Here is a 23,454-nt window from a genome sequence, read left to right on the forward strand (position 1 = left end):
TGCCCCACAAAACGTGGGGATCAAAGCAAGGTTTGGATCTCTGCCGGGATAATGGAAGGAGAGTGGATATGTACCTGTTTATGGCGTCCCAATTCTCCTTTTTCTATCTCAATGGCTCCTTTGGCGACTTTGCACTGTTTGGCTAAATATTTGGTTAAATGAGCGTTGGCTTTGCCATCCACCGGTGGGGCGGTAATGGCAATTTTCAGTTCGTCACCATGTAACCCCACCAGTGCATCTCGGCTGGCTTTCGGCTGAATATACAGCCTTAAGCAGAGATCAGAACCCTCTAACCAAACCGCTTTCATTATAGTTGATACCAGATAGGCCCGATAATATCGCCCATCAAAAAGTTGGCAAATTGTAAAACAATGAACAGCACTAATACACTGAGATCAAAGCCGCCCATTACTGGGATGATGCGACGAATCGGTGCCAGCATAGGTTCGGTTAATTGATGGAACACATATTCAATTGGGCTGCGACCTTGGCTGACCCAGCTTAGAATAGCGCGGATCAGCAACACCCAAAAGAGTAAGCCCCCTGCTGCTTTGATTAGGGAGAGTAAACCTAAGAATAAAAAGTCGGTACTAAAGCTGACAGCACCATTTGAGGCGATGAAAATTAAGACAATAAACTTCACTACACACAATCCATAAGCGAACAGTATGGTGGCGAGATCAATACTGCCAATCGATGGGATGAGACGCCGTAGTGGAGCCACTACCGGTTGTGTAGCTTTCACAATAAATTGTGAAAATGGGTTATAGAAATCCGCTCGAGCGGCCTGTAACCAAATTCGTAAAATAACCACCATGATATAAATATCAAACAAGGTGGAGATTAAAAAACTCATTGCATTCATAAGATGCCCTTACTGCAGATTTATGGGTAGAGTACTGAAACCGTCATTCATTTAAAATAGTTTTTCCATCTCTTGCGCTCGAGCAACGGCCGCACGCATAGCTTTAGCTACAATGTCAGACAATTGATGTTCATTAAAAGTGCGGATCGCTTCAGCGGTGGTTCCGCCTTTGGAGGTGACTTGTTCACGTAAAGTGGCAAGCTCAATCTCTGGGTTTGCCTGCACCATTTCTGCTGCTCCGAGTGCTGATTGTTGAACGAGAAGACGAGCCGTTTCTTTATCAAACCCTTGAGCCATCGCTTCCGCTTGCATCGCTTCCATAAAAAGGAAAAAGTAAGCGGGCGCACTGCCTGCCGCAGCAATGACATGATTGATGTCGGCTTCTGTCTCTACCCAGCAGGTTTTACCGACCGACGACATTAATTGACTGGTAAACGTTTTATCTTGCTCTTGCGTTCCTTCGGCAGCGAACAGGCCAGCCATTCCCCGATTAACCAGAGCAGGCGTATTGGGCATCACTCGTACTAAGGCGGGCTGGCAAGCCAATAACTGGTTAAGCCGCGCTACCGATACTCCTGCAGCAATGGAGATGACTAACTTGTTTGAAAAGTCGATAGCTTGGAGCGGTTGGCACACTTCTGCCATCAATTGAGGTTTAACGGCCAGTACCACGACATCTGCTTGTTTTGCGGCAGAAAGGTTATCGCTGGTGGTCTGTACGGCATATTTTTCTTGCAGTGATGTCAAATGCTCTTGCGAAGGGGCACTGGCAATGATGCGCTGAGCATTATAGCCACTGGCGATTAAGCCCGCGATAATCGCATGTGCCATATTGCCAGCTCCGATAAAAGCGATGGTTCTCTGTTCCATGGTTAATCTGTATCCTAAAGTTTATTCTGTGCGGTAATCACGTTGACCAAAAATAGCGGTTCCGATACGAACAATTGTACTGCCTGCGGCGATTGCGGCGTCCATATCTCCGCTCATTCCCATCGATAATGTGTCAAGATGCGGATAAGTTTTTGCCAGTTGCGCTTGTAATTGCGCTAAACGCTGAAAGGCGGTGAGTTGAGCAGAATAATCCCCGACATTCTCTGGTATCGACATCAACCCTCTTAACGTGAGGTTAGGAAGACCAGAAATCAACTCCGCCAGAGGGATTAGTTCATTTTCAGAAATCCCTGATTTCGATGTTTCACCACTGGTGTTAACCTGAATTAAAACTTGCAGTGGTGGCTTATCAGCTGGACGCTGCTCACTTAGCCTTTGGGCTATTTTGGCCCTGTCTATGGTGTGCATCCAATCAAAATGCTCAGCAATCAGCCGAGTCTTATTTGACTGTAGTGGGCCAATAAAGTGCCATTCCAGTTTGAGTTCAGGGTGGTGCTCGGCAAAATACTGGATCTTATTGACCCCTTCTTGCACATAGTTTTCGCCAAATGCGACTTGCCCAGCATTGGCCGCTTCGAGAATTGCCTCGACGGGTTTGGTTTTACTGACTGCTAAAAGTTGCACAGAGCTTGGAGAGCGCCCACACTTTTGTTGTGCGCTCTCGATCTGTGAGGTGATCTGTTGAAGATTTTGTTGAATACTACTCATAGCCCGACTTTACTTAAGGAAAATAAATGGATATCTCAGAGTTACTGGATTTTAGTGTAAAGCATAATGCTTCAGATCTACATCTTTCTGCGGGTGTTCCGCCCATGGTTCGTATCGATGGTGAAGTGAGAAAGCTTGGTGTGCCTGCTTTTAGCCACTCTGATGTTCATCGATTAATTTTTGAAATCATGAATGATGCCCAGCGTAGTGAATATGAAGAACGGTTGGAAGTGGATTTTTCTTTTGAACTTCCTAATGTTGGCCGTTTTCGTGTGAATGCTTTTCACCAAGCTCGTGGCTGCTCTGCGGTATTTCGAACCATTCCTACTACTATCCCGACTCTTGACCAGTTGGATGCCCCTGAGATCTTTAGAAAAATTGCCAATTATGAAAAAGGGTTAGTACTTGTCACTGGGCCAACGGGTTCGGGTAAATCGACCACGCTGGCTGCCATGGTCGATTATATCAATACGCATCATAATAAGCACATTTTAACGATTGAAGACCCGATCGAATTTGTACACAGCAACAATAAATGTTTGGTGAACCAGAGAGAAGTGCATCGAGATACGCACAGTTTTAAAAATGCTCTGCGCAGTGCGCTGCGCGAAGATCCCGATGTGATTTTAGTGGGGGAATTGCGTGACCAAGAGACCATCAGCTTGGCATTAACCGCCGCAGAAACCGGGCACTTAGTTTTTGGCACGCTGCATACCAGTTCGGCGGCCAAAACGATTGACCGGATTATCGATGTTTTCCCCGGCAGTGATAAAGATATGGTGCGCTCGATGTTATCTGAATCGATGCGGGCGGTGATTGCTCAGAAGTTATTAAAACGGTTAGGAGGAGGGCGGGTTGCCTGCCATGAAATCATGTTAGCGACACCTGCTATCCGTAACTTGATCCGCGAAGATAAAGTGGCGCAAATGTACTCCATTATTCAAACGGGTGCGGCGCATGGGATGCAAACGATGGAACAGCATGCGAAGCAATTAATGGCTCAAGGAGTGGTTGAGCCTCAAGAAGTGCAGAAGAAGATCGAAGTAGCAATGTCGACTTTTTAAGAGAGGAAATGATGCAACTGGATCAAATATTACAGGGCATGTTGACTCATAAAGCGTCGGATTTATATATCACGGTCGCTGCGCCTATTTTGTATCGGGTTAATGGTCAACTGCAAGCGGAGGGGGAACCATTAACGGAGTCACAAGTAAAAACCTTGCTGACCCGAATGATGGACCTTGATAAGCAACATGAGTTTAGCCAAACCCGTGAGGCTAACTTTGCGATTGTGCGTAATGATGGTCGTTTTCGGGTCAGTGCTTTTTATCAACGAGAATTACCGGGTGCGGTGATCCGACGTATTGAAACCCATATCCCGACTTTTGATGAGCTTAAATTGCCAGAGGTGTTAAAAGAGTTAGCGCTTGCTAAGCGGGGGCTTGTCTTAGTTGTTGGGGCAACAGGATCGGGGAAATCAACGACCATGGCCGCAATGACAGGGTATCGAAACACTCAAAGTTGTGGTCATATTCTGACGGTGGAAGATCCGATTGAGTTTGTTCATCCTCATCAAGGTTGTATCGTTACTCAGCGAGAAGTCGGGCTTGATACTCAAAGTTACGAAGTGGCACTGAAAAACTCACTTCGCCAAGCCCCAGACATGATTCTGATTGGTGAAATACGCAGTCGAGAAACCATGGAATACGCGATGACATTTGCTGAAACCGGGCATCTCTGTATGGCGACCTTGCACGCTAACAATGCGAACCAAGCGTTAGAGCGGATTTTACATTTGGTGCCGAAAGAGCAAAAAGAGCAATTCTTATTTGATTTATCGATGAACTTAAAAGGGGTTATCGGCCAGCAACTGATTCGAGATAAGCAAGGTAATGGCCGACACGGGGTATTTGAAGTATTACTTAATAGCCCAAGGGTGGCGGATATCATCCGCCGTGGCGAGCTGCATGAATTGAAGCCCACCATGGCAAAATCTACGGAAATAGGGATACAGACCTTTGACCAAGCGCTTTATCGTTTAGTTATCGACGATAAAATCAGTGAGCAAGATGCGCTACACAGCGCCGATTCCGCCAATGATTTAAGGCTAATGCTGAAAACTCAACGTGGCGAGAGCTACACCTCGGGTGCCTTAGACAATATCAAAATCGATATGGATTAAACTTGTTTTCCATCCCCAACGTTGGTTGGGGATGGTCGAATTTCTACACTGACCACTGCCTCTCAAACCAGCTTTCTAGGATCACCACCGCGGATTGACAGTCAATCTTTCCTTTGCTTAACGCTTTGTATCCTCCCTGAGAAAAGAGTTCAGATCGTGCTTCTTTGGTGGATAATCGTTCATCATGCAGTTCAACGGGCAAGCCAAAGCGCCCATGCAGGCGATTGGCAAATTTCTTTGCTCGAGGGGTAATGGTTTCGAGAGCATTTCCTTGTAAATCGGTGGGCAGCCCAACCACTAATAAGTCGGGTTGCCACTCTTTGATCTGTTTTTCAATTTCATCCCAATGAGGAATGCCATCGGTGGCTTTAAAGGCTTTGAGCGGAGAGGCGGTTCCGGTAATTTCTTGACCGATGGCACTACCAATACTTTGGGTTCCATAGTCAAAGGCCATGATGGTGCGTGACATAATTAAATTCTCATAACAATATCGCCTTTAATTGTTATTAAAGGCGATAAAAGGTTAGGCATGTCCAGATTGAGGAGACAATTGAATGGGATCAATCCCCAGTTTTTTTATGGCTTTATGCCATTTTTCATGCACAGGCGTATCAAAAATCAAGTCGGCATCGGCTTCTATGGTCAACCATGAATTTTCGGTCAATTCTTTCTCCAATTGGCCGGGAGACCAGCCAGCATAACCAAGTGCCACAATATAGCCACTGGGCTCGGCATCCGTTCCTAATACGGTGAGAATATCTTTGGAGGTCGTTACGGAAATCTCATCGGTCATTTGAATGGTGGATTCATAATGATCTTTGGGTTTATGCAGAACAAACCCTCGATCTTCTGAGATAGGTCCACCATTAAAAACGGGTTTTTGCAGGCTTTGATCCCGTGACGGTGGGTAAGCCGGCTCAATCTCCACCTGCTTTAACATGCCACTGACGGTAATATCGATAGGTGCATTGATCATCAGCCCCATCGCGCCTTCTTCATTATGTTCGCAGAGGTAGATAACACTGCGCTTGAAGTAAGGATCCTGCATGCTTGGCATAGCAACGAGAAAATGATTAGTTAGATTCATCTAATCTTCAATCCTTTAGCGTTCAGGAGCCACTGGCTCCTACATGGATAAAGCTTTGATGCGACGTTCGATCGCATCCATCAATTTTCCGGTAATTGAAATATCAAAGGCGGCTTCAATTTCACGGATACAGGTTGGGCTTGTGACGTTAATTTCAGTCAGTTTATCACCAATTACGTCAAGACCGACAAAGATCAGTCCTTTTTCTTTCAAGATGGGAGCGACCGCTAAAGCGATGGCTTTATCCGTTTCACTTAGTGGACGGGCTTCACCTGTCCCTCCGGCAGCCAAGTTGCCTCGTGTTTCCCCTTTAGCGGGAATTCGTGCTAAGCAGTAAGGCATCGGTTCACCATCGACGACTAAAATTCGTTTATCCCCATTACTGATGTCTGGTACAAATGTTTGTGCCATGCAGTAGTTTTGCCCATAATTGGTCAGGGTTTCAATGATCACTGAAACGTTTGGATCCCCTTCTTTTACTCGGAAGATAGACGAACCGCCCATGCCATCTAATGGTTTTAATATCACATCCCCATGTTGCTGGCGAAAGGCTTTAATCTTTTCTGCTTTGCGAGTCACTATTGTCGTGGGTGTTAACTCGGGGAACCAAGCGGTAAAGAGTTTCTCATTACAGTCACGCAGACTTTGCGGCTTATTGACAATCAGTGCGCCTTCGTCTTCTGCGCGCTCGAGAATATAGGTGGCGTAAATATATTCTGTATCAAAAGGCGGATCCTTACGCATTAAAATTGCATCAAGTTCAGCCAAGGCTAGAGTTTGCTGAGATTTAAACTCATACCAACCATTAGGATCTTGTTTGACTTCAACGATCTTAGTATCGGCCATAGCGACACCTTGATCTAAGTGTAAATCCGCCATTTCCATATAGTGGATTTGATAACCACGGCGCTGGGCTTCTAACAGCATGGCAAAGCTGGAATCTTTTTTGATATTAATGGACGAAATGGGGTCCATGACGATACCGAGTTTAATCATTGGGGATCTCCTTTAGCCAAGATCGCCGAAGCGAACTTGTAGGGCGGTAATGGCGGTGAGCGCTGCGGTTTCTGTTCGTAGCACTCGAGGTCCAAGCAGCGTTTCTGCAAATTGATATTGTTCGGTCATGGCAATTTCTTGGGCAGATAAGCCTCCTTCTGGACCAATCAACAAACGAACTTTATTGACGGGGGCAGGTAGGGTATTGATCGAATATTGTGCTCTTGGATGTAAATTCAGTTTTAGGGCATCGCTGGGCTCTGCGCACCATGCTTCTAATTCCATAATGGGGCGAATCACGGGAACACGATTTCGGCCGCATTGCTCACAGGCGGCAATGGCGATTTTTTGCCATTGTTGCAGTTTTTTCTCAAAGCGTTTTTCGTCAAGTTTTACACCGCAGCGTTCGGATAACAGGGGCGTGATGGTATTTACCCCCAATTCGACCGATTTTTGGATGGTGAATTCCATCTTATCGCCCCGAGAAATGACTTGTCCTAAGTGTAAGTTAAGGGGAGATTCAAGGCTGTGTTCTAGGCGTTCAGTCACCTCAACCAGCAGTTGTTTCTTTCCCACCTCTTGGATAATCGCTGGGAATTCGGCATCAGACCCATCAAACAATCGTACTTCTTGACCGGGCTGCATACGCAGAACACGACCAATGTGGTTAGCGGCGTCATCACTGAGGGCAAGTGTGCCTAATTGGGTGATAATGGATGGATGATAGATTCGGGGAATGCGCATGCCGGGTTCCTAACTGATTGATGATATACCCAAGCGCTGTTTAAAACAGGATTAGGCGTGCTATGACTTCAAGCTATTCGGGTATATAACATGGAGGTTGATTCGATAAAAAACAAGCGTTACCAGTCAACGCGTTTGAGCATAGGGATGATAGCTCACTTAGCGACAACTGCAATGATTTTACCGAAGGCAAAACCGCAGAGCAGTGATGCGCTCTGCGGTCTATTTGTATGTTAAGGTTGGAGGATTGGGCATTGGTTGTACACGAATGGATTGTGGTGGCCCTGAATTTCGCTGATTCGTCTATCTCGTTCACACTCCCATTCATCTACGGGATATTGGTTATCCCAGACCTGCATCAATTGAGCTTGCTGTTTTGATAAACGAAAACCGTATTGTTGGCTCATATATAAGTAGGTTCGAGCAATCGCGCCTCGTGCCCGTGCGGGAGGCATAGCCTTACGCTGAGCAAAATTCACTTGCATTTCACACTGCCCGTAGGTGGCTCCATCAATGCCATTCCACTGGCTAAAATTAAAGTTAGAACGATCGCCATTGACTTCACCAATCGCTGGCGTCAGGTTATGGAGGTCAGCTTCCATCTTACGGAATTGCTCGTCATTGCGTGCGCAATTCTTTCGACCACCTTCTTGCCAGCATTGTAACTGATGACCAAATTGCCAAGCGGGAACAACATGTTCCCACTCAATACGATTGGCTCGCACCGTTTGTTTACGTACTTGGTAGCCACAACTCTCAAGATCGGGGACGCCTTTTTGCCCTTGCCAAGTAATGTCACACCCACAGTAAAAACTGACCGGATGGTGCTGATATATGGATACTGCCGCTCGTTTGGCTTGAGAAAAGGAAGCCGGACCCGAGGCGAGGAGAGTACCACTGAATAGCAGTAATCCTATAGTTGATAGCAAACGAGAATAAAACATAATTTAGACTGATTTTAGTATGGTTTTTCTCAGTCTAACACTCAAAAAATGACCTGCCTATCCATTGGGTGAGTTGAGCGGGTTAATGAGTCAGTTGTTTGCCAGTAAAGGTGAGTGGATACTGGCAGCGACGGCAACGGTAGGTTGCTTGTTGACGCAATACCTTGTTATGGCGACGAATAGAGAGTGGGTAGGTTTGACATGGGCATCGGTATTCGAACGTTTTACCTTGTACCGAATCAATATTGAATGAGTGAGTGGTGCGTGGGGGGCATTGAAATACCTGTAACATCACCTGTTGCCATTCCGCTCCATGAGGGCGAACGCGGCCATAATGATGATAAGTAATCAGATGGGCAATTTCATGGGGGATGACTTCGGTGAGAAACGCCTGTGTATTTTCAACAAATAAGATCGGATTTAAACGGATTTCCCACTGCTGGAGATACGCCTTTCCTGCGATTTTTCCACGCAGTTTAAAATTCAGTTTCGGCTGAGCGAAAGGGTAAGCAAAGTAGTGACTGGCCAGTTTTATGCAGCGTTGGATTTGCTGTTGAGCACGGTAGTGTAATTCAAAGTCAAGCAAGTGAAACTCCCAATAAAAAACCTCAGCCTGAGCTGAGGTTTTATTATACCCGTAAGAATACGTTTACTTAATACCGGCAAAGTCACGTAATTGTGCGGCTTTATCGGTCGCTTCCCATGGGAACTCTTCACGACCAAAGTGGCCATAAGCAGCGGTTTTCTTATAAATCGGTTGCAGTAAGTTCAGCATCTCTTGTAACCCGTAAGGGCGAAGATCGAAGAATTGGCGTACTGCTTCGATAATAATATCGTGCGAGACTTTTTCAGTGCCAAAAGTTTCCACCATGATCGAGGTGGGATCGGCAACACCAATCGCGTAGGAAAGTTGAATTTCACAACGGTCAGCCATGCCAGCAGCAACAATATTTTTCGCCACATAACGAGCGGCGTAAGCGGCACTACGGTCAACTTTTGATGGATCTTTACCTGAGAAGGCACCACCACCGTGACGGGCTGCACCACCATAAGTATCTACGATAATTTTACGGCCGGTTAAACCACAATCACCCATAGGTCCACCAATCACAAAGCGACCAGTTGGGTTGATAAAGTATTTGGTTTCTTTGCTCAACCATTCAGCAGGCAATACGGGTTTAATGATTTCTTCCATCACGCCTTCGCGCAGATCGGCGGTTGAGATAGAATCACAGTGTTGAGTCGAAAGAACGACAGCATCAATACCTACTATTTTGCCTTGATCATACTGGAATGTGACCTGAGACTTTGCATCAGGGCGCAACCATGGAAGTGTTCCATTTTTACGAACCTCAGCTTGGCGCTGCATTAGACGATGAGCATAAGTAATGGGCGCTGGCATCAACACTTCGGTTTCGGTACAGGCATAACCAAACATAATGCCTTGGTCACCAGCCCCTTGTTCTTTGGGATCCGCTTTATCAACGCCTTGGTTGATATCTGGTGACTGTTTACCAATGGTGTTTAGCACGGCACATGAATTGGCATCAAAGCCCATATCAGAATGAACATAACCAATCTCACGGACGGTTTCACGAGTTAACTCTTCAATATCAACCCATGCGGAAGTGGTGATTTCACCGCCAACCATGACCATGCCGGTTTTAACGTAAGTTTCACAAGCAACACGTGCTTTCGGATCTTGTTCTAAAATGGCATCAAGCACCGCATCAGAGATTTGGTCGGCAATTTTATCTGGATGACCTTCTGATACGGATTCAGAAGTAAACAAGTGTTTAGCCATGATAGCTCCAATCTTTGTAATCAAGAGTGACTCGTTAACGGAGTAACGGGTCAACAAAATTGTTCAATATGTAGGCGTTTCTACATCTAGACGTCTATTCTAGTTTTCAATGCTCAAATTACAAGCTCTTTTTTCGTTTATCTTATAGCCGAACGTTTGCCTTAATTCGCCTTGTTTTTACCTTTAGGCCGAAATATGTGGTAACAGCTTGCAAAAATAGAACAAATCACCAGCAAAAGGTTTGCAGAGGTTAAGGGGCTTTGCGACAATATCCGTCACGATTTTACTCATTTCGCTTATTGCTTTTTTAGGAGCTGACATGTCTTCTCGCAAACAACTGGCTAACGCAATCCGTGCGTTAAGTATGGATGGTGTTCAACAAGCTAACTCTGGCCACCCGGGTGCCCCTATGGGTATGGCGGATATCGCAGAAGTGCTGTGGCGCAGCCACTTAAACCATAATCCACAAAATCCTAAGTGGGCTGACCGAGATCGCTTTGTGCTTTCTAATGGTCATGGTTCCATGCTGATCTACTCTTTGCTGCATTTGAGCGGTTATGATCTCTCTATCGATGATCTAAAAAATTTCCGTCAATTGCATTCTAAAACGCCAGGCCACCCTGAATATGGTTATGCTCCGGGTGTTGAAACCACGACAGGTCCATTAGGTCAAGGGATTACCAATGCAGTAGGCATGGCGATTGCGGAAAAAGCATTAGCGGCTCAATTTAACAAACCAGGCCACGATATTGTTGACCATTTCACTTATGTTTTTATGGGTGATGGTTGTTTGATGGAAGGGATTTCTCACGAGGCGTGTTCACTGGCGGGGACTCTCGGCTTAGGTAAACTGATTGCGTTCTGGGATGACAACGGTATTTCTATTGATGGTCATGTGGAGGGTTGGTTCTCTGATGACACGCCTAAGCGTTTTGAAGCGTATGGCTGGCATGTGATTCCTGCGGTTGATGGCCATGATGCCGAAGCCATTAATGCTGCGATTGTTGCGGCGAAAGCAGAAACGACTCGCCCAACCTTAATTTGTACCAAAACCATTATTGGTTTTGGTTCACCCAATAAAGCGGGTTCTCACGATTGTCACGGTGCGCCTCTTGGCCATGATGAAATTCAAGCAGCACGTGAATTCCTTGGTTGGGAATACGCTCCGTTTGAGATTCCAGCAGACATTTATACTCAGTGGGATGCGAAAGAAGCTGGCCAAGCGAAAGAAGCTGCATGGAATGAGCAATTTGCTGCTTATGCGCTTGAATATCCAAGTGAAGCAGCGGAGTTAAAACGCCGAGTCAATGGTGAGTTGCCAGCCCATTGGCAAGAAGCTACGAACGCGATTATTGCCGATCTACAAGCAAACCCTGCCAATATCGCATCACGGAAAGCTTCACAAAATGCACTCGAAGCGTTTGGTAAGTTGTTGCCAGAATTTATGGGCGGTTCGGCGGATTTGGCGCCATCAAACCTTACCATGTGGTCGGGCTCTCAATCTCTGACGGCAGAAGATTTTTCTGGTAATTATATCCATTATGGCGTGCGTGAGTTTGCGATGACGGCCATCATTAATGGTATCGCTTTACATGGTGGTTTTGTTCCTTACGGTGCAACTTTCTTGATGTTTATGGAATACGCTCGTAACGCAATGCGTATGGCAGCGTTAATGAAGGTACAAAACATTCAAGTTTATACTCATGACTCTATTGGTTTGGGAGAAGATGGCCCAACGCATCAACCCGTTGAGCAGATGGCTTCTCTGCGTTTAACGCCTAACATGAGTACGTGGCGTCCTTGTGACCAAGTTGAATCTGCGGTTGCTTGGAAATTGGCGATTGAGCGTAAAGATGCGCCATCTGCCTTGATTTTCTCTCGTCAGAACTTGGCTCAGCAGCCTCGTACTGCGGAGCAAGTCTCAGACATAGAGAAAGGTGGTTACATCTTAAAAGATTGTATAGGCAAACCGGAACTTATCTTGATAGCGACGGGATCTGAAGTGGAACTTGCGGTTGATGCCGCAGAGCAACTAAGCGCGGAAGGCAAACAGGTGCGAGTCGTTTCTATGCCATCGACCGATACGTTTGATAAACAAGATGCGGCTTATCGTGAAACGGTACTGCCTGCTGATGTGACCAAACGTATTGCGATTGAAGCGGGTATTGCTGATTTCTGGTACAAGTATGTCGGTTTTGGTGGAAAGATCATTGGTATGACAACGTTTGGTGAATCTGCGCCAGCGGGTGAGCTCTTTAAGTTGTTTGGTTTTACCACTGAGAATGTGGTGAAGACAGCTAACGAATTACTGGCTTAATCTAAAACCGATTACCTCACGGATAAGTTAAGCCTTAGTGTTCACGCACTAAGGCTTTTTTTATGACCTCGTTTAATCTTGCTGCCATTCAGTGGGGATCGCTTTACGTATGGCATCAATAAGCAGCCTGAGCCTTAAGGGTGGTCGGCCCATTGGGTAAAAACTATACACATCAATAGGGGAGGATTTCCAGCCGTGAAGGCACATAGATAAATGGTTGGGATGGGCTCGCTCGAAGCATCGAGCACTCCAGATAGGAAGTAAACCGATGCCGCATCCTTTCGCTATAGCGTCGGCTTGCATAGTCAGATTATCACTTTGTAAACGGCTTTCCATTGTCGGTAAGGTGTAATAGCCCAGCTCTTTATGGTGCAGTTCAAACACTTCTTGATGAAAAGTTGTAAAGTCAATCCATGGGTGATGAATCAATTCTCGTGGGTGTTGTAAAGGGCCGTGGGTATGAAGGTAATGAGGAGAGGCATAAATGGCATAGCTCCATTTTCCTAACCGTTCTCTACGATAGCCCGTAGGTGACATTTGTCCGACCCATATGATTAAATCGGGTTCTAATAAATGGTTATCTAACTGAAATTGACTATGTAGCTTTATTTTTACATGGCAATGCTCTTGCATGAAGTTATCTAAAATTTTACTCATCCATCCTCTAATCAAACTGGGGTGAACCACTAGTGTGAGTTCTCCACAAACTTGATTATTGAGTTTATGAATTGCCTCTTTCCCTTGCTCTGCTACATCTAACAGTTGCTCTGCATACACTGAAAATATCTCGCCCGCTTTAGTCAGCAAAAGTTTATTGCCTTGGCGAGTGACCAGTGTTTGTTCTAAATCTGTCTCTAACTGTGAAACTCGACGGCTTAGGGTTGATTTGGGTTGTGCTAATGCTTTGGCGGCTGAGGTAAGGCTCTTGTATTGGCAGAGTGCATGGAATGCACGTATTGCGCTAAGATCCTGCATGACGGATATACCCTGTTGAATAGAAACTGAGCGGTGTTCCAAAACTGGTTTTAACCATTCCATATCTATCTCTGTTACACAGGGAGGAAATGTGAATAATTCCACTCCTTAATTAATAATTATTATCATTTATGGAGTGGTAAATGTCTAGGCTCAATTTAAATCAAGTCGCTATTGGTGTTTCTTTCGGTATCTTGATTTCGACGTCAGTGAATGCTCAGCAAGCGATGAAAACGGATGAAACTCTTGTAGTAACAGCCGCAGGATTTGAGCAGAGTGTGCAAAATGCCCCGGCGAGTATTAGTGTTATCTCCCGAGAGGAACTGGAATCTCGTTATTATCGTGATGTTACCGATGCGTTGCGTGGTGTTCCTGGGGTTATGGTGACCGGGGGCGGTGATAAAACGGATATCAGTATCCGCGGTATGGGTTCTAACTATACGTTGATCCTTGTCGATGGTCGCCGTCAGTCTTCTCGGCAAACTCGACCCAATAGCGATGGTCCGGGTATTGAGCAAGGGTGGTTGCCACCACTGCAATCGATAGAACGTATCGAAGTGATCCGTGGCCCAATGTCTACCTTGTATGGTTCCGATGCCATTGGTGGGGTGATCAACATCATTACTCGAAAAGAGCAAAAAAGTTGGTCTGGTAATGTCCAGCTCAGTACAGTGATTCAAGAAAACCGCCAATCTGGGGATGAGCAGAGTGCGAACTTTTTTGTTACTGGCCCTTTAACGGATGCTCTCTCATTACAGGTTTATGGGCAAACAACCCAGCGTGATGAAGATAATATTGAGTATGGCTATGGTGATAAATCACTGCGAAATTTAACGACAAAATTAAATTATCAGTTGAATGAGTTGCATACAGTTCAATTTGAAGCGGGGGTTTCTGCCCAAGATCGTACCAATCATGTGGGAAAATCAGCTCAGGCAACGGGATGTCGAAGAGCGTGTAGTGACAATGAAAATGAATATCGTCGAACCCATTTTTCCCTGGCTCACCAAGGTGATTGGGGCAGTGTTGGTTATTCAGATACTTATCTTCAATACGAAGAAAATAAAAATAAGAGCCGTGAAATGACGATTGAGAACACGGTGTTTAAAACCAGCTGGGTGGTTCCTCTCGATAGTCATACCACAACCTTTGGTCTGGAAGGGAGCCATGCAAAACTGGAAGATTTTACCTCTAATTCGATTTCGGATCGTACCGAGATTTCTAATTCTCAATGGGCGGCATTTATTGAAGATGAATGGGCGTTACTCGAAAGCTTCTCTTTAACGTTTGGTGGTCGATTTGACTATGACCAACACTATGGCTCGCACTTTAGCCCTCGTGCCTATGGTGTGTGGAACATTGACCCGAGTTGGACCTTTAAAGGGGGCGTTTCCACTGGTTTTAGAGCGCCGCAGTTACGAGAAATTACAGCTAACTGGGGGCAGGTGAGTCGTGGTGGTAACATCTACGGCAACCCAGACCTTGAGCCAGAGAAATCCGTCAACAAAGAGCTGAGCTTACTGTATTTTTCCCCGTCTGGTGTACACGCTTCATTGACGGTATTTCATAATGACTTTAAAGATAAAATTACCCGGGTTGCTTGCCCTACAGACGTCTGTACGGATGGATACAATGATTGGGGAAATGCTCCCACTTACCGAGTGAATGTGGATAAAGCTGAAACTTACGGCTCTGAAGCGACATTAGAATTGCCTGTGGCACAGGACATCGACTTTAAAGCCAGCTATACCTACACCCATTCAGAGCAAAAATCGGGTGAGTTTAAAGGTAACCCATTGCTGCAATTGCCGAAACATTTAGTGAGTGCGGACCTCTCATGGCAAACCACCGAGTTACTCAATAGCTGGACGAAAGTGACCTATCATGGCAAGGAAATGAAGCCGGAAGGCGGAGCTTCAAATAGTGATCTGATTGCTCCTGATTACACCTTCGTTGACATGGGGGTTAGCTATTCACTGACGCCAACTGCCACCGTCAAAGCCGCGGTCTATAACTTGTTTGATAAAGAGGTTGGTTATGAAAAATATGGCTACGTGGAAGACGGTCGTCGTTATTGGTTAGGGTTGGATGTGGCTTTTTAAGGTGCACCTTTTGATGAGCCTCCTTGCCTGAGTGCAGGGAGCTCTTTTTTCATCCGTTAAAATGAAGAAAAATGAGAATATTGGGTGAATCGTTGAGTATTAATCGTTAACATCGACCTATGAATGAATAGGACCTTCTCTCATGCTAAAAGTGGCGATTAACGGATTTGGGCGGATTGGCCGTAATGTGTTACGGGCCGTCTACGAAAGTGGTAAACATCAGCAGATAAAAGTGGTGGCGGTCAATGAACTGGCAAAGCCAGAAGCGATGGCTCATTTGCTGCAATATGACAGCACTCATGGACGATTTGCTAAAAAAGTTTCTCACGACCAAGAACATATTCACATTCACCATGAAAATGGTGAGGTTGACCGAATTCGGATTTTGCATCTACAAGCCATCCCATTGCTTCCTTGGCGGGATTTAAACGTTGATATTGTTCTCGATTGTACCGGAGTGTTTGGCTCGAAAGCGGATGGATTGCAACATACGGAAGCTGGTGCTAAAAAAGTACTTTTCTCTCATCCCGGCGCCGCCGATCTCGATAACACCATTATTTACGGTGTCAATCATGAGACGCTCACCGCTGAACAACGCATTGTCTCGAATGGATCTTGTACCACGAACTGCATTGTTCCTATCATCAAAGTGCTGGATGATGCCTTTGGTATTGACTCTGGAACGATTACCACCATCCACTCTTCCATGAACGATCAACAAGTGATTGATGCTTATCATGATGATCTCCGCCGAACTCGAGCCGCCAGCCAGTCCATTATTCCGGTAGATACCAAGTTGCATAAAGGGATTGAAAGAATATTTCCGAAATTTTCTAACAAATTTGAGGCCATTTCCGTCAGGGTTCCCACGGTTAATGTGACTGCGATGGATTTAAGTGTCACATTGAATACAAATGTGAAAGTTAATGACGTAAATCAAACCATTATTCACGCATCTCGGTGTACATTAGATGGCATTGTTGACTATACTGAAGCACCGCTGGTTTCCATCGATTTCAACCATGATCCCCACAGTGCGATTGTGGATGGCAATCAAACGCGAGTAAGTAATGGGCAGCTGGTAAAAATGCTTGTCTGGTGCGATAACGAATGGGGATTTGCTAACCGTATGTTGGATACTGCGTTGGCGATGCAGGCCGCAAAATGACGGTTTAAACGTTCAGAGATATTTTATTTTTCGCATTGAAATAAATAAATCTCTCCCCCATATCAGTAAGCAGCTTGAGAATTTACAGGCTCGGCAGGATCGCCGAGTTGATGAAAAACTTCAATTTCTTTAAATATTTGAGAGGACAAACTATGTCTGTAATCAAGATGACTGACCTGGATTTAGCAGGTAAACGTGTATTTATCCGTGCTGATCTAAACGTGCCAGTAAAAGAGGGTAAAGTGACCTCTGATGCTCGTATCCTTGCATCACTACCAACCATCAAGCACTGTTTAGCAGCGGGCGCAAAAGTAATGGTGACTTCTCACCTAGGCCGCCCAACGGAAGGTGAATACGCAGAAGAGTTCTCTCTACAGCCTGTTGTTAACTACCTAAATGACGCGCTTGATTGCGACGTAAAATTAGCCAAAGATTACCTTGAGGGTATCGAGCTTAATGCTGGTGAATTGGTGGTTCTAGAAAACGTTCGCTTTAACAAAGGCGAGAAGAAAAACGAAGAAGAATTGTCTAAGAAATACGCAGCGCTGTGTGACGTATTTGTGATGGATGCATTTGGTACGGCTCACCGTGCACAAGCTTCAACTCACGGTGTGGGTATGTTTGCTCCTATCGCTTGTGCTGGCCCTCTTTTGGCTAACGAACTTGAAGCATTAGGCAAAGCGATGGATAAACCAGCTCGCCCAATGGTTGCTATCGTTGGTGGTTCTAAAGTTTCCACTAAACTGACGGTTCTTGAGTCATTGTCTAAGATTGCTGACCAACTTGTAGTGGGTGGTGGTATTGCCAACACCTTTATCGCAGCCGCTGGCCATAATGTGGGTAAATCACTTTATGAAGCTGACTTAGTGGAAACCGCTAAAAAATTAATGGAAGAGTGTGCGATTCCTGTTGCTACTGACGTGGCTTGTGCGAAAGCCTTTGACGAAAACGCAGAAGCAGAAATCAAACACGTTTCTGAAGTTCAAGACGACGATATGATCTTCGACCTTGGCCCTGAATCAACAGCACAACTGGCTGAAATTCTTAAAAACGCAAAAACCATTCTATGGAATGGCCCTGTTGGCGTATTTGAATTCAAAAACTTCGAAGCTGGTACTCGCGGTATTTCTGAAGCGATTGCTGCTTCTGAAGGTTTCTCTGTTGCTGGTGGTGGTGATACGTTGGCGGCAATCGATAAGTTCGGTATCAAAGCTGATGTCTCTTATATCTCTACTGGCGGCGGTGCCTTCCTTGAGTTTGTGGAAGGTAAAGTATTACCAGCAGTAGAAATGCTAGAAGCACGCGCGAAAGCATAACGACGATGAGAGCGGGGGGTAACTCCCGCTTTCTTGTTTGCTGCACGAGGGTATTTATTCTGCTAGAATAGCGCCAGTTGTGAGCAAACGTTTGCAAGAATGTAAACTTAACTGTTTTATTTTTAAACGACAGAAAAAATAGGATCAAATCCATGTCTAAGATCTTCGATTTCGTAAAACCTGGTGTGATTTCTGGTGATGACGTACAGAAAGTATTTGCTGTAGCGAAAGAGCATAACTTTGCTCTACCTGCTGTTAACGTTGTCAATACTGACTCTATCAACGCAGTACTAGAAGCCGCGGCCAAAGTGAAAGCACCGGTAGTGGTGCAGTTCTCTAACGGTGGCGCTGCTTTCTTTGTTGGTAAAGGCGTTAAACTTGAAGGCCAAGGTGCCCAAATCCTTGGTGCCGTGGCTGGTGCAAAATACGTTCACGCTGTTGCTGAAACTTACGGTGTGCCAGTGATTCTACACACTGACCACGCTGCGAAGAAATTACTGCCTTGGATCGATGGTCTACTTGATGCTGGCGAAGAGTTCTTTGCTCAAACAGGTAAGCCTCTGTTTTCTTCTCACATGCTAGATCTTTCTGAAGAGACTCTAGAAGAAAACGTTGAAACGTGTGCGAAATACCTAGAGCGTATGGCGAAAATGGGTATGACCATCGAAATCGAACTTGGTTGTACTGGCGGTGAAGAAGACGGCGTTGATAACTCAGATATGGATTCTTCTGAGCTGTACACTTCACCTGAAGACGTTGCTTATGCTTATGAAAAACTAAGCGCAGTTAGCCACCGTTTCACTATTGCCGCTTCTTTTGGTAACGTACACGGTGTTTACCAAGCGGGTAACGTTGTACTAACTCCAACTATCCTTCGTGATTCTCAAGCGTATGTTTCTGAGAAATTTGGCCTTCCAGCTAACTCTCTAAACTTCGTATTCCACGGTGGTTCAGGTTCTTCTGAAGCTGAAATCAAAGAGTCAATCAGCTACGGTGTTATCAAAATGAACATCGATACCGATACTCAGTGGGCAACTTGGGATGGTATCCGTAAGTATGAAGCTGAAAACCACGATTACCTACAAGGCCAAATCGGTAACCCAACTGGTGAAGCTGCACCAAACAAAAAATACTACGATCCACGTGTATGGCTACGTGCAGGCCAAACTTCAATGGTGGCTCGTCTTGAGAAAGCTTTTGCAGACCTTAACGCCGTTAACGTACTGTAATTAGTGTTTAGTTAGTCATTAGCCGCCCTTGTTGGGGCGGCTTTTTTTATAGCTAGTGATTAGGAAATAGATCTGCTAGTTTAAAGAATAATCTTATGTTTGCTGAGATTTAAATAAGTATACTTTGTGTGGAGATATTACATAGAGCAGTTGTCACTCCTTTGTATACATCAAACCAAAAGAATATCGATATCATTGATTGTAGAGGATATACAAGATGGCGAATGAGTCAGTGGGACTTGAAGTTCCTGGCGTTGAAAGTTTACATCAGGTCAATAGTTGGCTAACCAATAACTCAGATTTATTTATTCAATATGGTGTGAATATTATTTCTGCTATTTTGATTTTGTTTATTGGTAACCTGATTGTCAAAACGATTGCAGGTAGTGTAGCAAACGTGTTGATGAAAAAAGAGATGGATAAGGCGGTTGTCGATTTTATCCAAGGCATCGTACGTTACACACTATTCATTATTGTATTGGTTGCCGCATTAAGTCGTATTGGCGTTCAAACCGCGTCCGTTGTGGCAATTATCGGTGCGGCGGGTTTAGCGGTGGGTTTAGCGCTGCAAGGTTCGCTATCCAACTTTGCTGCTGGAGTGTTAATCGTTGCTTTCCGTCCGTTTAAATCCGGTGACTATATTGAAGTGGCTGGAACCGCTGGATCGGTTGATTCGATCCATATTTTTCAGACAATTTTAAAAACACCCGATAACAAAATGGTGGTATTACCTAACTCAGCGGTAGTGAATGGCGCAATTGTCAATTATTCACGCCATGCTACACGTCGTGTTGATTTACTGATTGGCGTATCTTATAAATCGGATCTAAATAAAACCAAGCAGGTACTGCGTGATGTGGTTGAGCGCGATCCTCGGGTATTAAAAGATCCTGCTGTTCGAGTTGAAGTACATCAACTCGGTGAATCATCGATTAATTTTATCGTTCGCCCTTGGGTGAAAAGTACCGATTATTGGCCCGTTTACTGGGAATTGTTGCACAAAATTAAAGAAGGACTGGATGAAAATGGTATCGAGATTCCATTCCCTCAAATGGATGTTCATTTAAATAAATTGAACTGATCCCAGTCAGCATGACAGAAAAAATAACGAAGGCTAGCCTTCGTTATTTTTTAGGTTTATATACCGCTACACATTCCTGTTATGACCAATAGCGTTAATAAAACGTCTGGTAGAGGCCTTTTTGCAGATAACTCACAAAGACTTTACATCGATTTCGTTATGATGAGGCAATATCAATATTGGTCTAGTCAAGGTACAAGGACTCAGCGTCAATCTGGTCTGGAAAAATCATTTATCCAAAGAAGGTGAGTTATATGAAATGGTTCCCTCAGTTTGCGATTGCTTTGTGTAGCTTTACCGCTGCATGCGTTCAGGCTCAGTCGTTAAATTTTCCTCATATTGTGACTTCAGGATATGGTGAAGTCACCGCAGTGCCTGATCGTGCCCAATTCTCAGTCAAAGTCGTTGAAACGAATATGAATGCTGAGCAAGCCAAAGCGACAGTTGATAAGGTTGTGGCTGAATTTACCTCGCAATTGAAGCAATCGGGGGTTGAGGCTCAAGATATTTCTAGCTCTAATCTCTATTTAACGCCGCAATACCATTACCCTAAATCGGGTCAGCCAGAGTTGGTTGGCTACCGCGCTCAACGCAGTATTACTGTAGAAGTGGCGAAGGTGAGCCAGCTTAATCAATACTTAGATTTAGCCTTGGCACAAGGTATTAATCAAGTTGATAACGTACAGTTGAAAGTCAGTGAACAAGAAAAATACCAAGCACAAGCAAGAATGGCCGCCATCACGGACGCAAAGAAAAAAGCGGCATCGCTAGCGTCTGGTTTCCAAGCTAAATTGGGAGGGGTATGGCGTATTGAATACAGCTCCATGACACCTCAGCCTATGCTAATGCGTAGCGCAAGCATGAACGACAAAGCATCGGTTAATGACACTTACCAAGACTCGAGTTTGATTATCCGTGACAGAGTGGATGTTATTTATAAATTGGTTCCTTAGGCTCATTCATCAGGCCCTTTTTCTCGGGCCTGATGTCGTTTGGTTGAGAGGGATATTCTGTTTGAAATAATTTAGCATGATGAACAGGCAGTTTTATATTCAGTAAAAAACAAATGCTGTTATAATGTCCACTTTACTGTGGCATTTTATGTTTGAATAGGGTTATGAGACTTTCTAGAATTGTTATTTTTCTTCTCATTACCACGGTTCTGATCACCTCTGCCACCATTATCTACTACCTGCAACGTTACCAGCAGGTGACTCAAGCGAACATCTCGCGGACAGCTCAACTCGCACTCAATCAACTGAATTATACGGTTCGTGAATATACCAATATTCAAGACCAGCTTTTTTCTGTGGTCAATTTGCTGAGCCATGGACAAGCGACGCACTATTATGCCCGCACCACCAGTGAATTTAATCAGTTGAACTTGGAAACAATTTTTGTCTCCGTTGCAGAAAATCAAAAATGGTATAACTCGATTCTTTTTCTTGATGTTGATGGGCAAGTTAAGATCAACGTCGATTATTCGTCAGTTCATCAACGGGCGAACGTCAGTGATAGCGGTTTTCTTTACCCTCATCGTGATTTACGCCGTTATGCGGAGCGGTTAGGTCAAGATCAAGTTGGAATCTGGGGAATGGAGGGAGATAAAGCGAACTTTCCTCCATCATTGCAACTGCTCACTCCCATTACTATCTTTGGGCAGCGCTATGGCTATATCGTGGTTGATGTCGATCTTTGGCGCTTATCCCATCGTCTCAATTACGCGTTAGAAGCGGATTTTCAGCCCAAAATCATGACTGATCAAGGCGTTTACCTTAGCCAACGTTTAGCGCACAGTGCGTTAATGAAGCCGGATATTTACGTCGATGATTTTTCCGATCAATTTCCTGATACTTGGCAAGCGATGTTGGGTGAACGTCGTGGTTATCGGTTTGATAATGGACATCTTATTGTCTTTCATCGAATGGAGCTTTCTGAATTACAGACGCTTTATTTAGTGATTAATTTAACACCTGATCAGCTTGCTCAGCGGGCCGCCCGTGATTTGAATGATCTTGTAAAAGAAGGCATTTTTGTTTTCTTATTAGTCCTTATCTTTGTACTACCTACAGTGTCAATGCTCTTGCATTACCATCGGCGTAATATGGAAAGTAAACTGGCCAGAGCGGCACTCAGTGGTATGTCTGCGGTGATGATTTCAGATAAGTCGCATCAAGTGATGATGGTCAATGATGAATTTGAGAAAATTACGGGCTTATCTCGGCCTTGGGCATTAGGGCGTAACGCTCTAAAAGTGTTACTTTCTCATCATGGCATTCAGTTTGTGATGGAAGTTTTAGAAACGGTTTCTGCTAATCATTTATGGGAGGGTGAAGTTGAATTCACTACTCCTCAAGGCCAGATGCTGACGACCATTATTCGCATTCAAGCTATTTTTGAAGGTGGAGAGGTGAGCTACTACATCACTTCTATTGTCGATATTAGTGAGCGAAAAATTTTAGAAAACAAACTGCGAGAGCTGAGTGAGAAAGATGCGCTGACCCATATATGGAATCGTCGTAAATTTGAACAAGAACTACGTATCCAAAGTCAGTTGATTGAACGTTATGGTGAGCAGCAGCAAACGTGTTTGGCCTTGCTTGATATAGATTTCTTCAAGCGAGTCAATGATGAACAAGGACATGATCAAGGTGATCGAGTGATTAGTGCTATTGCCCACCAACTATTAGCTCTACTACGCAGTACGGATTTTGTCGCCAGAATTGGTGGGGAAGAATTTGCCATTATCATGCCGCATACCCACCTTGAAGAAGCGTATTTAGTGCTTGATCGGATAAGAAAGGGGATTGATTCAGAAGAAAGCCTTCCCGTTACCATCAGTGCAGGCCTTACTGACATGACTGAAGATGTCACCCGCTCTTACAAATGTGCAGATATTGCCCTTTATGAGGCTAAAACATTAGGGCGTAACCAAGTGGCTATTTGCCGTAGCAGCGATGATATTGCTTAATCTCTCTCCTGATATTGTGACGAAGGTCCGGTTTTACTGTTTTTGAGCTAAACTAAAGAAGAGTCGAAGAGCAA

The 23,454-nt window shown here is 44.8% G+C and carries 22 protein-coding genes; 10 read left to right on the plus strand and 12 right to left on the minus strand.

Annotated features, from left to right (window positions below; genetic code table 11):
• Positions 1 to 20: 20 nt before the first annotated feature.
• From yggU to B5D54_RS10665, 4 genes are read right to left on the minus strand one after another with little or no spacing between them, the layout of a single operon-like run.
• Complete coding sequence (yggU, locus tag B5D54_RS10650) at positions 21 to 308, minus strand: DUF167 family protein YggU (RefSeq protein ID WP_078926532.1); 288 nt, start codon at positions 306 to 308, stop codon at positions 21 to 23.
• Positions 308 to 865: a YggT family protein gene (locus B5D54_RS10655; RefSeq protein WP_078926533.1), complete on the minus strand. Its 558-nt coding sequence runs from the start codon at positions 863 to 865 to the stop codon at positions 308 to 310. The genes yggU and B5D54_RS10655 overlap by 1 nt, the downstream gene beginning before the upstream one ends.
• Positions 866 to 916: 51 nt before the next feature.
• Positions 917 to 1,735 carry a pyrroline-5-carboxylate reductase gene (gene proC, locus B5D54_RS10660; RefSeq protein WP_078926534.1) on the minus strand — a complete coding sequence of 273 codons (819 nt, stop codon included), beginning with the start codon at positions 1,733 to 1,735 and terminating at the stop codon, positions 917 to 919.
• 21 nt (positions 1,736 to 1,756) lie between these two features.
• The gene (locus tag B5D54_RS10665) at positions 1,757 to 2,464 is read right to left on the minus strand and encodes a YggS family pyridoxal phosphate-dependent enzyme (protein ID WP_078926535.1); all 708 of its coding nucleotides are present in this window, start codon (positions 2,462 to 2,464) and stop codon (positions 1,757 to 1,759) included.
• Between the two features lie 26 nt (positions 2,465 to 2,490).
• Here B5D54_RS10665 and B5D54_RS10670 point away from each other — a divergent pair, with 26 nt between their 5' ends.
• Both B5D54_RS10670 and B5D54_RS10675 read left to right on the plus strand, forming a co-directional pair.
• Entirely contained in the window at positions 2,491 to 3,528 is a 1,038-nt protein-coding gene (locus B5D54_RS10670) for a type IV pilus twitching motility protein PilT (protein ID WP_078926536.1), read from the plus strand.
• Positions 3,529 to 3,539: 11 nt separating this feature from the next.
• On the plus strand, positions 3,540 to 4,646 hold the full coding sequence (locus tag B5D54_RS10675) for a PilT/PilU family type 4a pilus ATPase (protein WP_078926609.1): 1,107 nt from the start codon (positions 3,540 to 3,542) through the stop codon (positions 4,644 to 4,646).
• Between the two features lie 43 nt (positions 4,647 to 4,689).
• On the opposite strand, the gene ruvX is transcribed toward B5D54_RS10675, so the two are convergent.
• The 7 genes from ruvX to metK all read right to left on the minus strand — a co-directional run bounded on the left by ruvX (position 4,690) and on the right by metK (position 10,221).
• Positions 4,690 to 5,115 carry a Holliday junction resolvase RuvX gene (gene ruvX / locus B5D54_RS10680; protein WP_078926537.1) on the minus strand — a complete coding sequence of 142 codons (426 nt, stop codon included), beginning with the start codon at positions 5,113 to 5,115 and terminating at the stop codon, positions 4,690 to 4,692.
• Between the two features lie 54 nt (positions 5,116 to 5,169).
• Positions 5,170 to 5,733, minus strand: a complete 564-nt coding sequence (locus B5D54_RS10685) for a YqgE/AlgH family protein (protein WP_078926538.1) — start codon at positions 5,731 to 5,733, stop codon at positions 5,170 to 5,172.
• Positions 5,734 to 5,772: 39 nt separating this feature from the next.
• A complete protein-coding gene (gene gshB / locus B5D54_RS10690; protein ID WP_078926539.1) occupies positions 5,773 to 6,729 on the minus strand; it encodes a glutathione synthase in 957 nt (318 codons plus the stop codon).
• Between the two features lie 12 nt (positions 6,730 to 6,741).
• A complete protein-coding gene (gene rsmE, locus B5D54_RS10695; protein ID WP_078926540.1) occupies positions 6,742 to 7,473 on the minus strand; it encodes a 16S rRNA (uracil(1498)-N(3))-methyltransferase in 732 nt (243 codons plus the stop codon).
• A 233-nt stretch (positions 7,474 to 7,706) separates the two neighbouring features.
• Complete coding sequence (locus B5D54_RS10700) at positions 7,707 to 8,417, minus strand: endonuclease (protein ID WP_078926541.1); 711 nt, start codon at positions 8,415 to 8,417, stop codon at positions 7,707 to 7,709.
• Between the two features lie 82 nt (positions 8,418 to 8,499).
• Positions 8,500 to 9,003: a SprT family zinc-dependent metalloprotease gene (locus tag B5D54_RS10705; protein ID WP_078926542.1), complete on the minus strand. Its 504-nt coding sequence runs from the start codon at positions 9,001 to 9,003 to the stop codon at positions 8,500 to 8,502.
• A gap of 63 nt (positions 9,004 to 9,066) precedes the next feature.
• Entirely contained in the window at positions 9,067 to 10,221 is a 1,155-nt protein-coding gene (metK, locus tag B5D54_RS10710) for a methionine adenosyltransferase (RefSeq protein WP_078926543.1), read from the minus strand.
• A 319-nt stretch (positions 10,222 to 10,540) separates the two neighbouring features.
• On the opposite strand from metK, the gene tkt reads away from it, so the two are divergent.
• Positions 10,541 to 12,538 (plus strand): transketolase, encoded by a 1,998-nt coding sequence (gene tkt / locus B5D54_RS10715; RefSeq protein WP_078926544.1) that lies wholly within the window; start codon positions 10,541 to 10,543, stop codon positions 12,536 to 12,538.
• A 72-nt stretch (positions 12,539 to 12,610) separates the two neighbouring features.
• On the opposite strand, the gene B5D54_RS10720 is transcribed toward tkt, so the two are convergent.
• Positions 12,611 to 13,513: a LysR family transcriptional regulator gene (locus B5D54_RS10720; protein ID WP_078926610.1), complete on the minus strand. Its 903-nt coding sequence runs from the start codon at positions 13,511 to 13,513 to the stop codon at positions 12,611 to 12,613.
• A gap of 143 nt (positions 13,514 to 13,656) precedes the next feature.
• Between B5D54_RS10720 and B5D54_RS10725 the strand changes: the two genes are divergently transcribed.
• The 7 genes from B5D54_RS10725 to B5D54_RS10760 all read left to right on the plus strand — a co-directional run bounded on the left by B5D54_RS10725 (position 13,657) and on the right by B5D54_RS10760 (position 23,380).
• On the plus strand, positions 13,657 to 15,615 hold the full coding sequence (locus B5D54_RS10725) for a ligand-gated channel protein (protein ID WP_078926545.1): 1,959 nt from the start codon (positions 13,657 to 13,659) through the stop codon (positions 15,613 to 15,615).
• Positions 15,616 to 15,757: 142 nt separating this feature from the next.
• Complete coding sequence (epd, locus tag B5D54_RS10730) at positions 15,758 to 16,783, plus strand: erythrose-4-phosphate dehydrogenase (protein WP_078926546.1); 1,026 nt, start codon at positions 15,758 to 15,760, stop codon at positions 16,781 to 16,783.
• 152 nt (positions 16,784 to 16,935) lie between these two features.
• Positions 16,936 to 18,099 carry a phosphoglycerate kinase gene (locus B5D54_RS10735; RefSeq protein ID WP_078926547.1) on the plus strand — a complete coding sequence of 388 codons (1,164 nt, stop codon included), beginning with the start codon at positions 16,936 to 16,938 and terminating at the stop codon, positions 18,097 to 18,099.
• A 152-nt stretch (positions 18,100 to 18,251) separates the two neighbouring features.
• The gene (gene fbaA, locus B5D54_RS10745; RefSeq protein WP_078926549.1) at positions 18,252 to 19,328 is read left to right on the plus strand and encodes a class II fructose-bisphosphate aldolase; all 1,077 of its coding nucleotides are present in this window, start codon (positions 18,252 to 18,254) and stop codon (positions 19,326 to 19,328) included.
• Positions 19,329 to 19,545: 217 nt separating this feature from the next.
• Positions 19,546 to 20,409 (plus strand): small-conductance mechanosensitive channel MscS, encoded by an 864-nt coding sequence (gene mscS / locus B5D54_RS10750; RefSeq protein ID WP_078926550.1) that lies wholly within the window; start codon positions 19,546 to 19,548, stop codon positions 20,407 to 20,409.
• A gap of 254 nt (positions 20,410 to 20,663) precedes the next feature.
• Positions 20,664 to 21,362, plus strand: coding sequence for an oxidative stress defense protein (locus B5D54_RS10755; RefSeq protein ID WP_078926551.1), 699 nt, complete (start codon positions 20,664 to 20,666; stop codon positions 21,360 to 21,362).
• Between the two features lie 164 nt (positions 21,363 to 21,526).
• Entirely contained in the window at positions 21,527 to 23,380 is a 1,854-nt protein-coding gene (locus tag B5D54_RS10760) for a sensor domain-containing diguanylate cyclase (RefSeq protein WP_172459884.1), read from the plus strand.
• Positions 23,381 to 23,454 lie beyond the last annotated feature (74 nt).

The sequence above is a fragment of the Vibrio cincinnatiensis DSM 19608 genome (assembly GCF_900167345.1).
In the GTDB taxonomy this organism is placed as follows: Bacteria; Pseudomonadota; Gammaproteobacteria; order Enterobacterales; family Vibrionaceae; genus Vibrio; species Vibrio cincinnatiensis.

What these genes read in the sequence shown, in the direction of transcription:
- yggU (WP_078926532.1), bottom strand. Translation starts at nt 308, where the DNA reads ATGAAAGCGGTTTGGTTAGAGGGTTCTGATCTCTGCTTAAGGCTGTAT.
- B5D54_RS10655 (WP_078926533.1), bottom strand. Translation starts at nt 865, where the DNA reads ATGAATGCAATGAGTTTTTTAATCTCCACCTTGTTTGATATTTATATC.
- proC (WP_078926534.1), bottom strand. Translation starts at nt 1,735, where the DNA reads ATGGAACAGAGAACCATCGCTTTTATCGGAGCTGGCAATATGGCACAT.
- B5D54_RS10665 (WP_078926535.1), bottom strand. Translation starts at nt 2,464, where the DNA reads ATGAGTAGTATTCAACAAAATCTTCAACAGATCACCTCACAGATCGAG.
- B5D54_RS10670 (WP_078926536.1), top strand. Translation starts at nt 2,491, where the DNA reads ATGGATATCTCAGAGTTACTGGATTTTAGTGTAAAGCATAATGCTTCA.
- B5D54_RS10675 (WP_078926609.1), top strand. Translation starts at nt 3,540, where the DNA reads ATGCAACTGGATCAAATATTACAGGGCATGTTGACTCATAAAGCGTCG.
- ruvX (WP_078926537.1), bottom strand. Translation starts at nt 5,115, where the DNA reads ATGTCACGCACCATCATGGCCTTTGACTATGGAACCCAAAGTATTGGT.
- B5D54_RS10685 (WP_078926538.1), bottom strand. Translation starts at nt 5,733, where the DNA reads ATGAATCTAACTAATCATTTTCTCGTTGCTATGCCAAGCATGCAGGAT.
- gshB (WP_078926539.1), bottom strand. Translation starts at nt 6,729, where the DNA reads ATGATTAAACTCGGTATCGTCATGGACCCCATTTCGTCCATTAATATC.
- rsmE (WP_078926540.1), bottom strand. Translation starts at nt 7,473, where the DNA reads ATGCGCATTCCCCGAATCTATCATCCATCCATTATCACCCAATTAGGC.
- B5D54_RS10700 (WP_078926541.1), bottom strand. Translation starts at nt 8,417, where the DNA reads ATGTTTTATTCTCGTTTGCTATCAACTATAGGATTACTGCTATTCAGT.
- metK (WP_078926543.1), bottom strand. Translation starts at nt 10,221, where the DNA reads ATGGCTAAACACTTGTTTACTTCTGAATCCGTATCAGAAGGTCATCCA.
- tkt (WP_078926544.1), top strand. Translation starts at nt 10,541, where the DNA reads ATGTCTTCTCGCAAACAACTGGCTAACGCAATCCGTGCGTTAAGTATG.
- B5D54_RS10720 (WP_078926610.1), bottom strand. Translation starts at nt 13,513, where the DNA reads ATGCAGGATCTTAGCGCAATACGTGCATTCCATGCACTCTGCCAATAC.
- B5D54_RS10725 (WP_078926545.1), top strand. Translation starts at nt 13,657, where the DNA reads ATGTCTAGGCTCAATTTAAATCAAGTCGCTATTGGTGTTTCTTTCGGT.
- epd (WP_078926546.1), top strand. Translation starts at nt 15,758, where the DNA reads ATGCTAAAAGTGGCGATTAACGGATTTGGGCGGATTGGCCGTAATGTG.
- B5D54_RS10735 (WP_078926547.1), top strand. Translation starts at nt 16,936, where the DNA reads ATGTCTGTAATCAAGATGACTGACCTGGATTTAGCAGGTAAACGTGTA.
- fbaA (WP_078926549.1), top strand. Translation starts at nt 18,252, where the DNA reads ATGTCTAAGATCTTCGATTTCGTAAAACCTGGTGTGATTTCTGGTGAT.
- mscS (WP_078926550.1), top strand. Translation starts at nt 19,546, where the DNA reads ATGGCGAATGAGTCAGTGGGACTTGAAGTTCCTGGCGTTGAAAGTTTA.
- B5D54_RS10755 (WP_078926551.1), top strand. Translation starts at nt 20,664, where the DNA reads ATGAAATGGTTCCCTCAGTTTGCGATTGCTTTGTGTAGCTTTACCGCT.
- B5D54_RS10760 (WP_172459884.1), top strand. Translation starts at nt 21,527, where the DNA reads ATGAGACTTTCTAGAATTGTTATTTTTCTTCTCATTACCACGGTTCTG.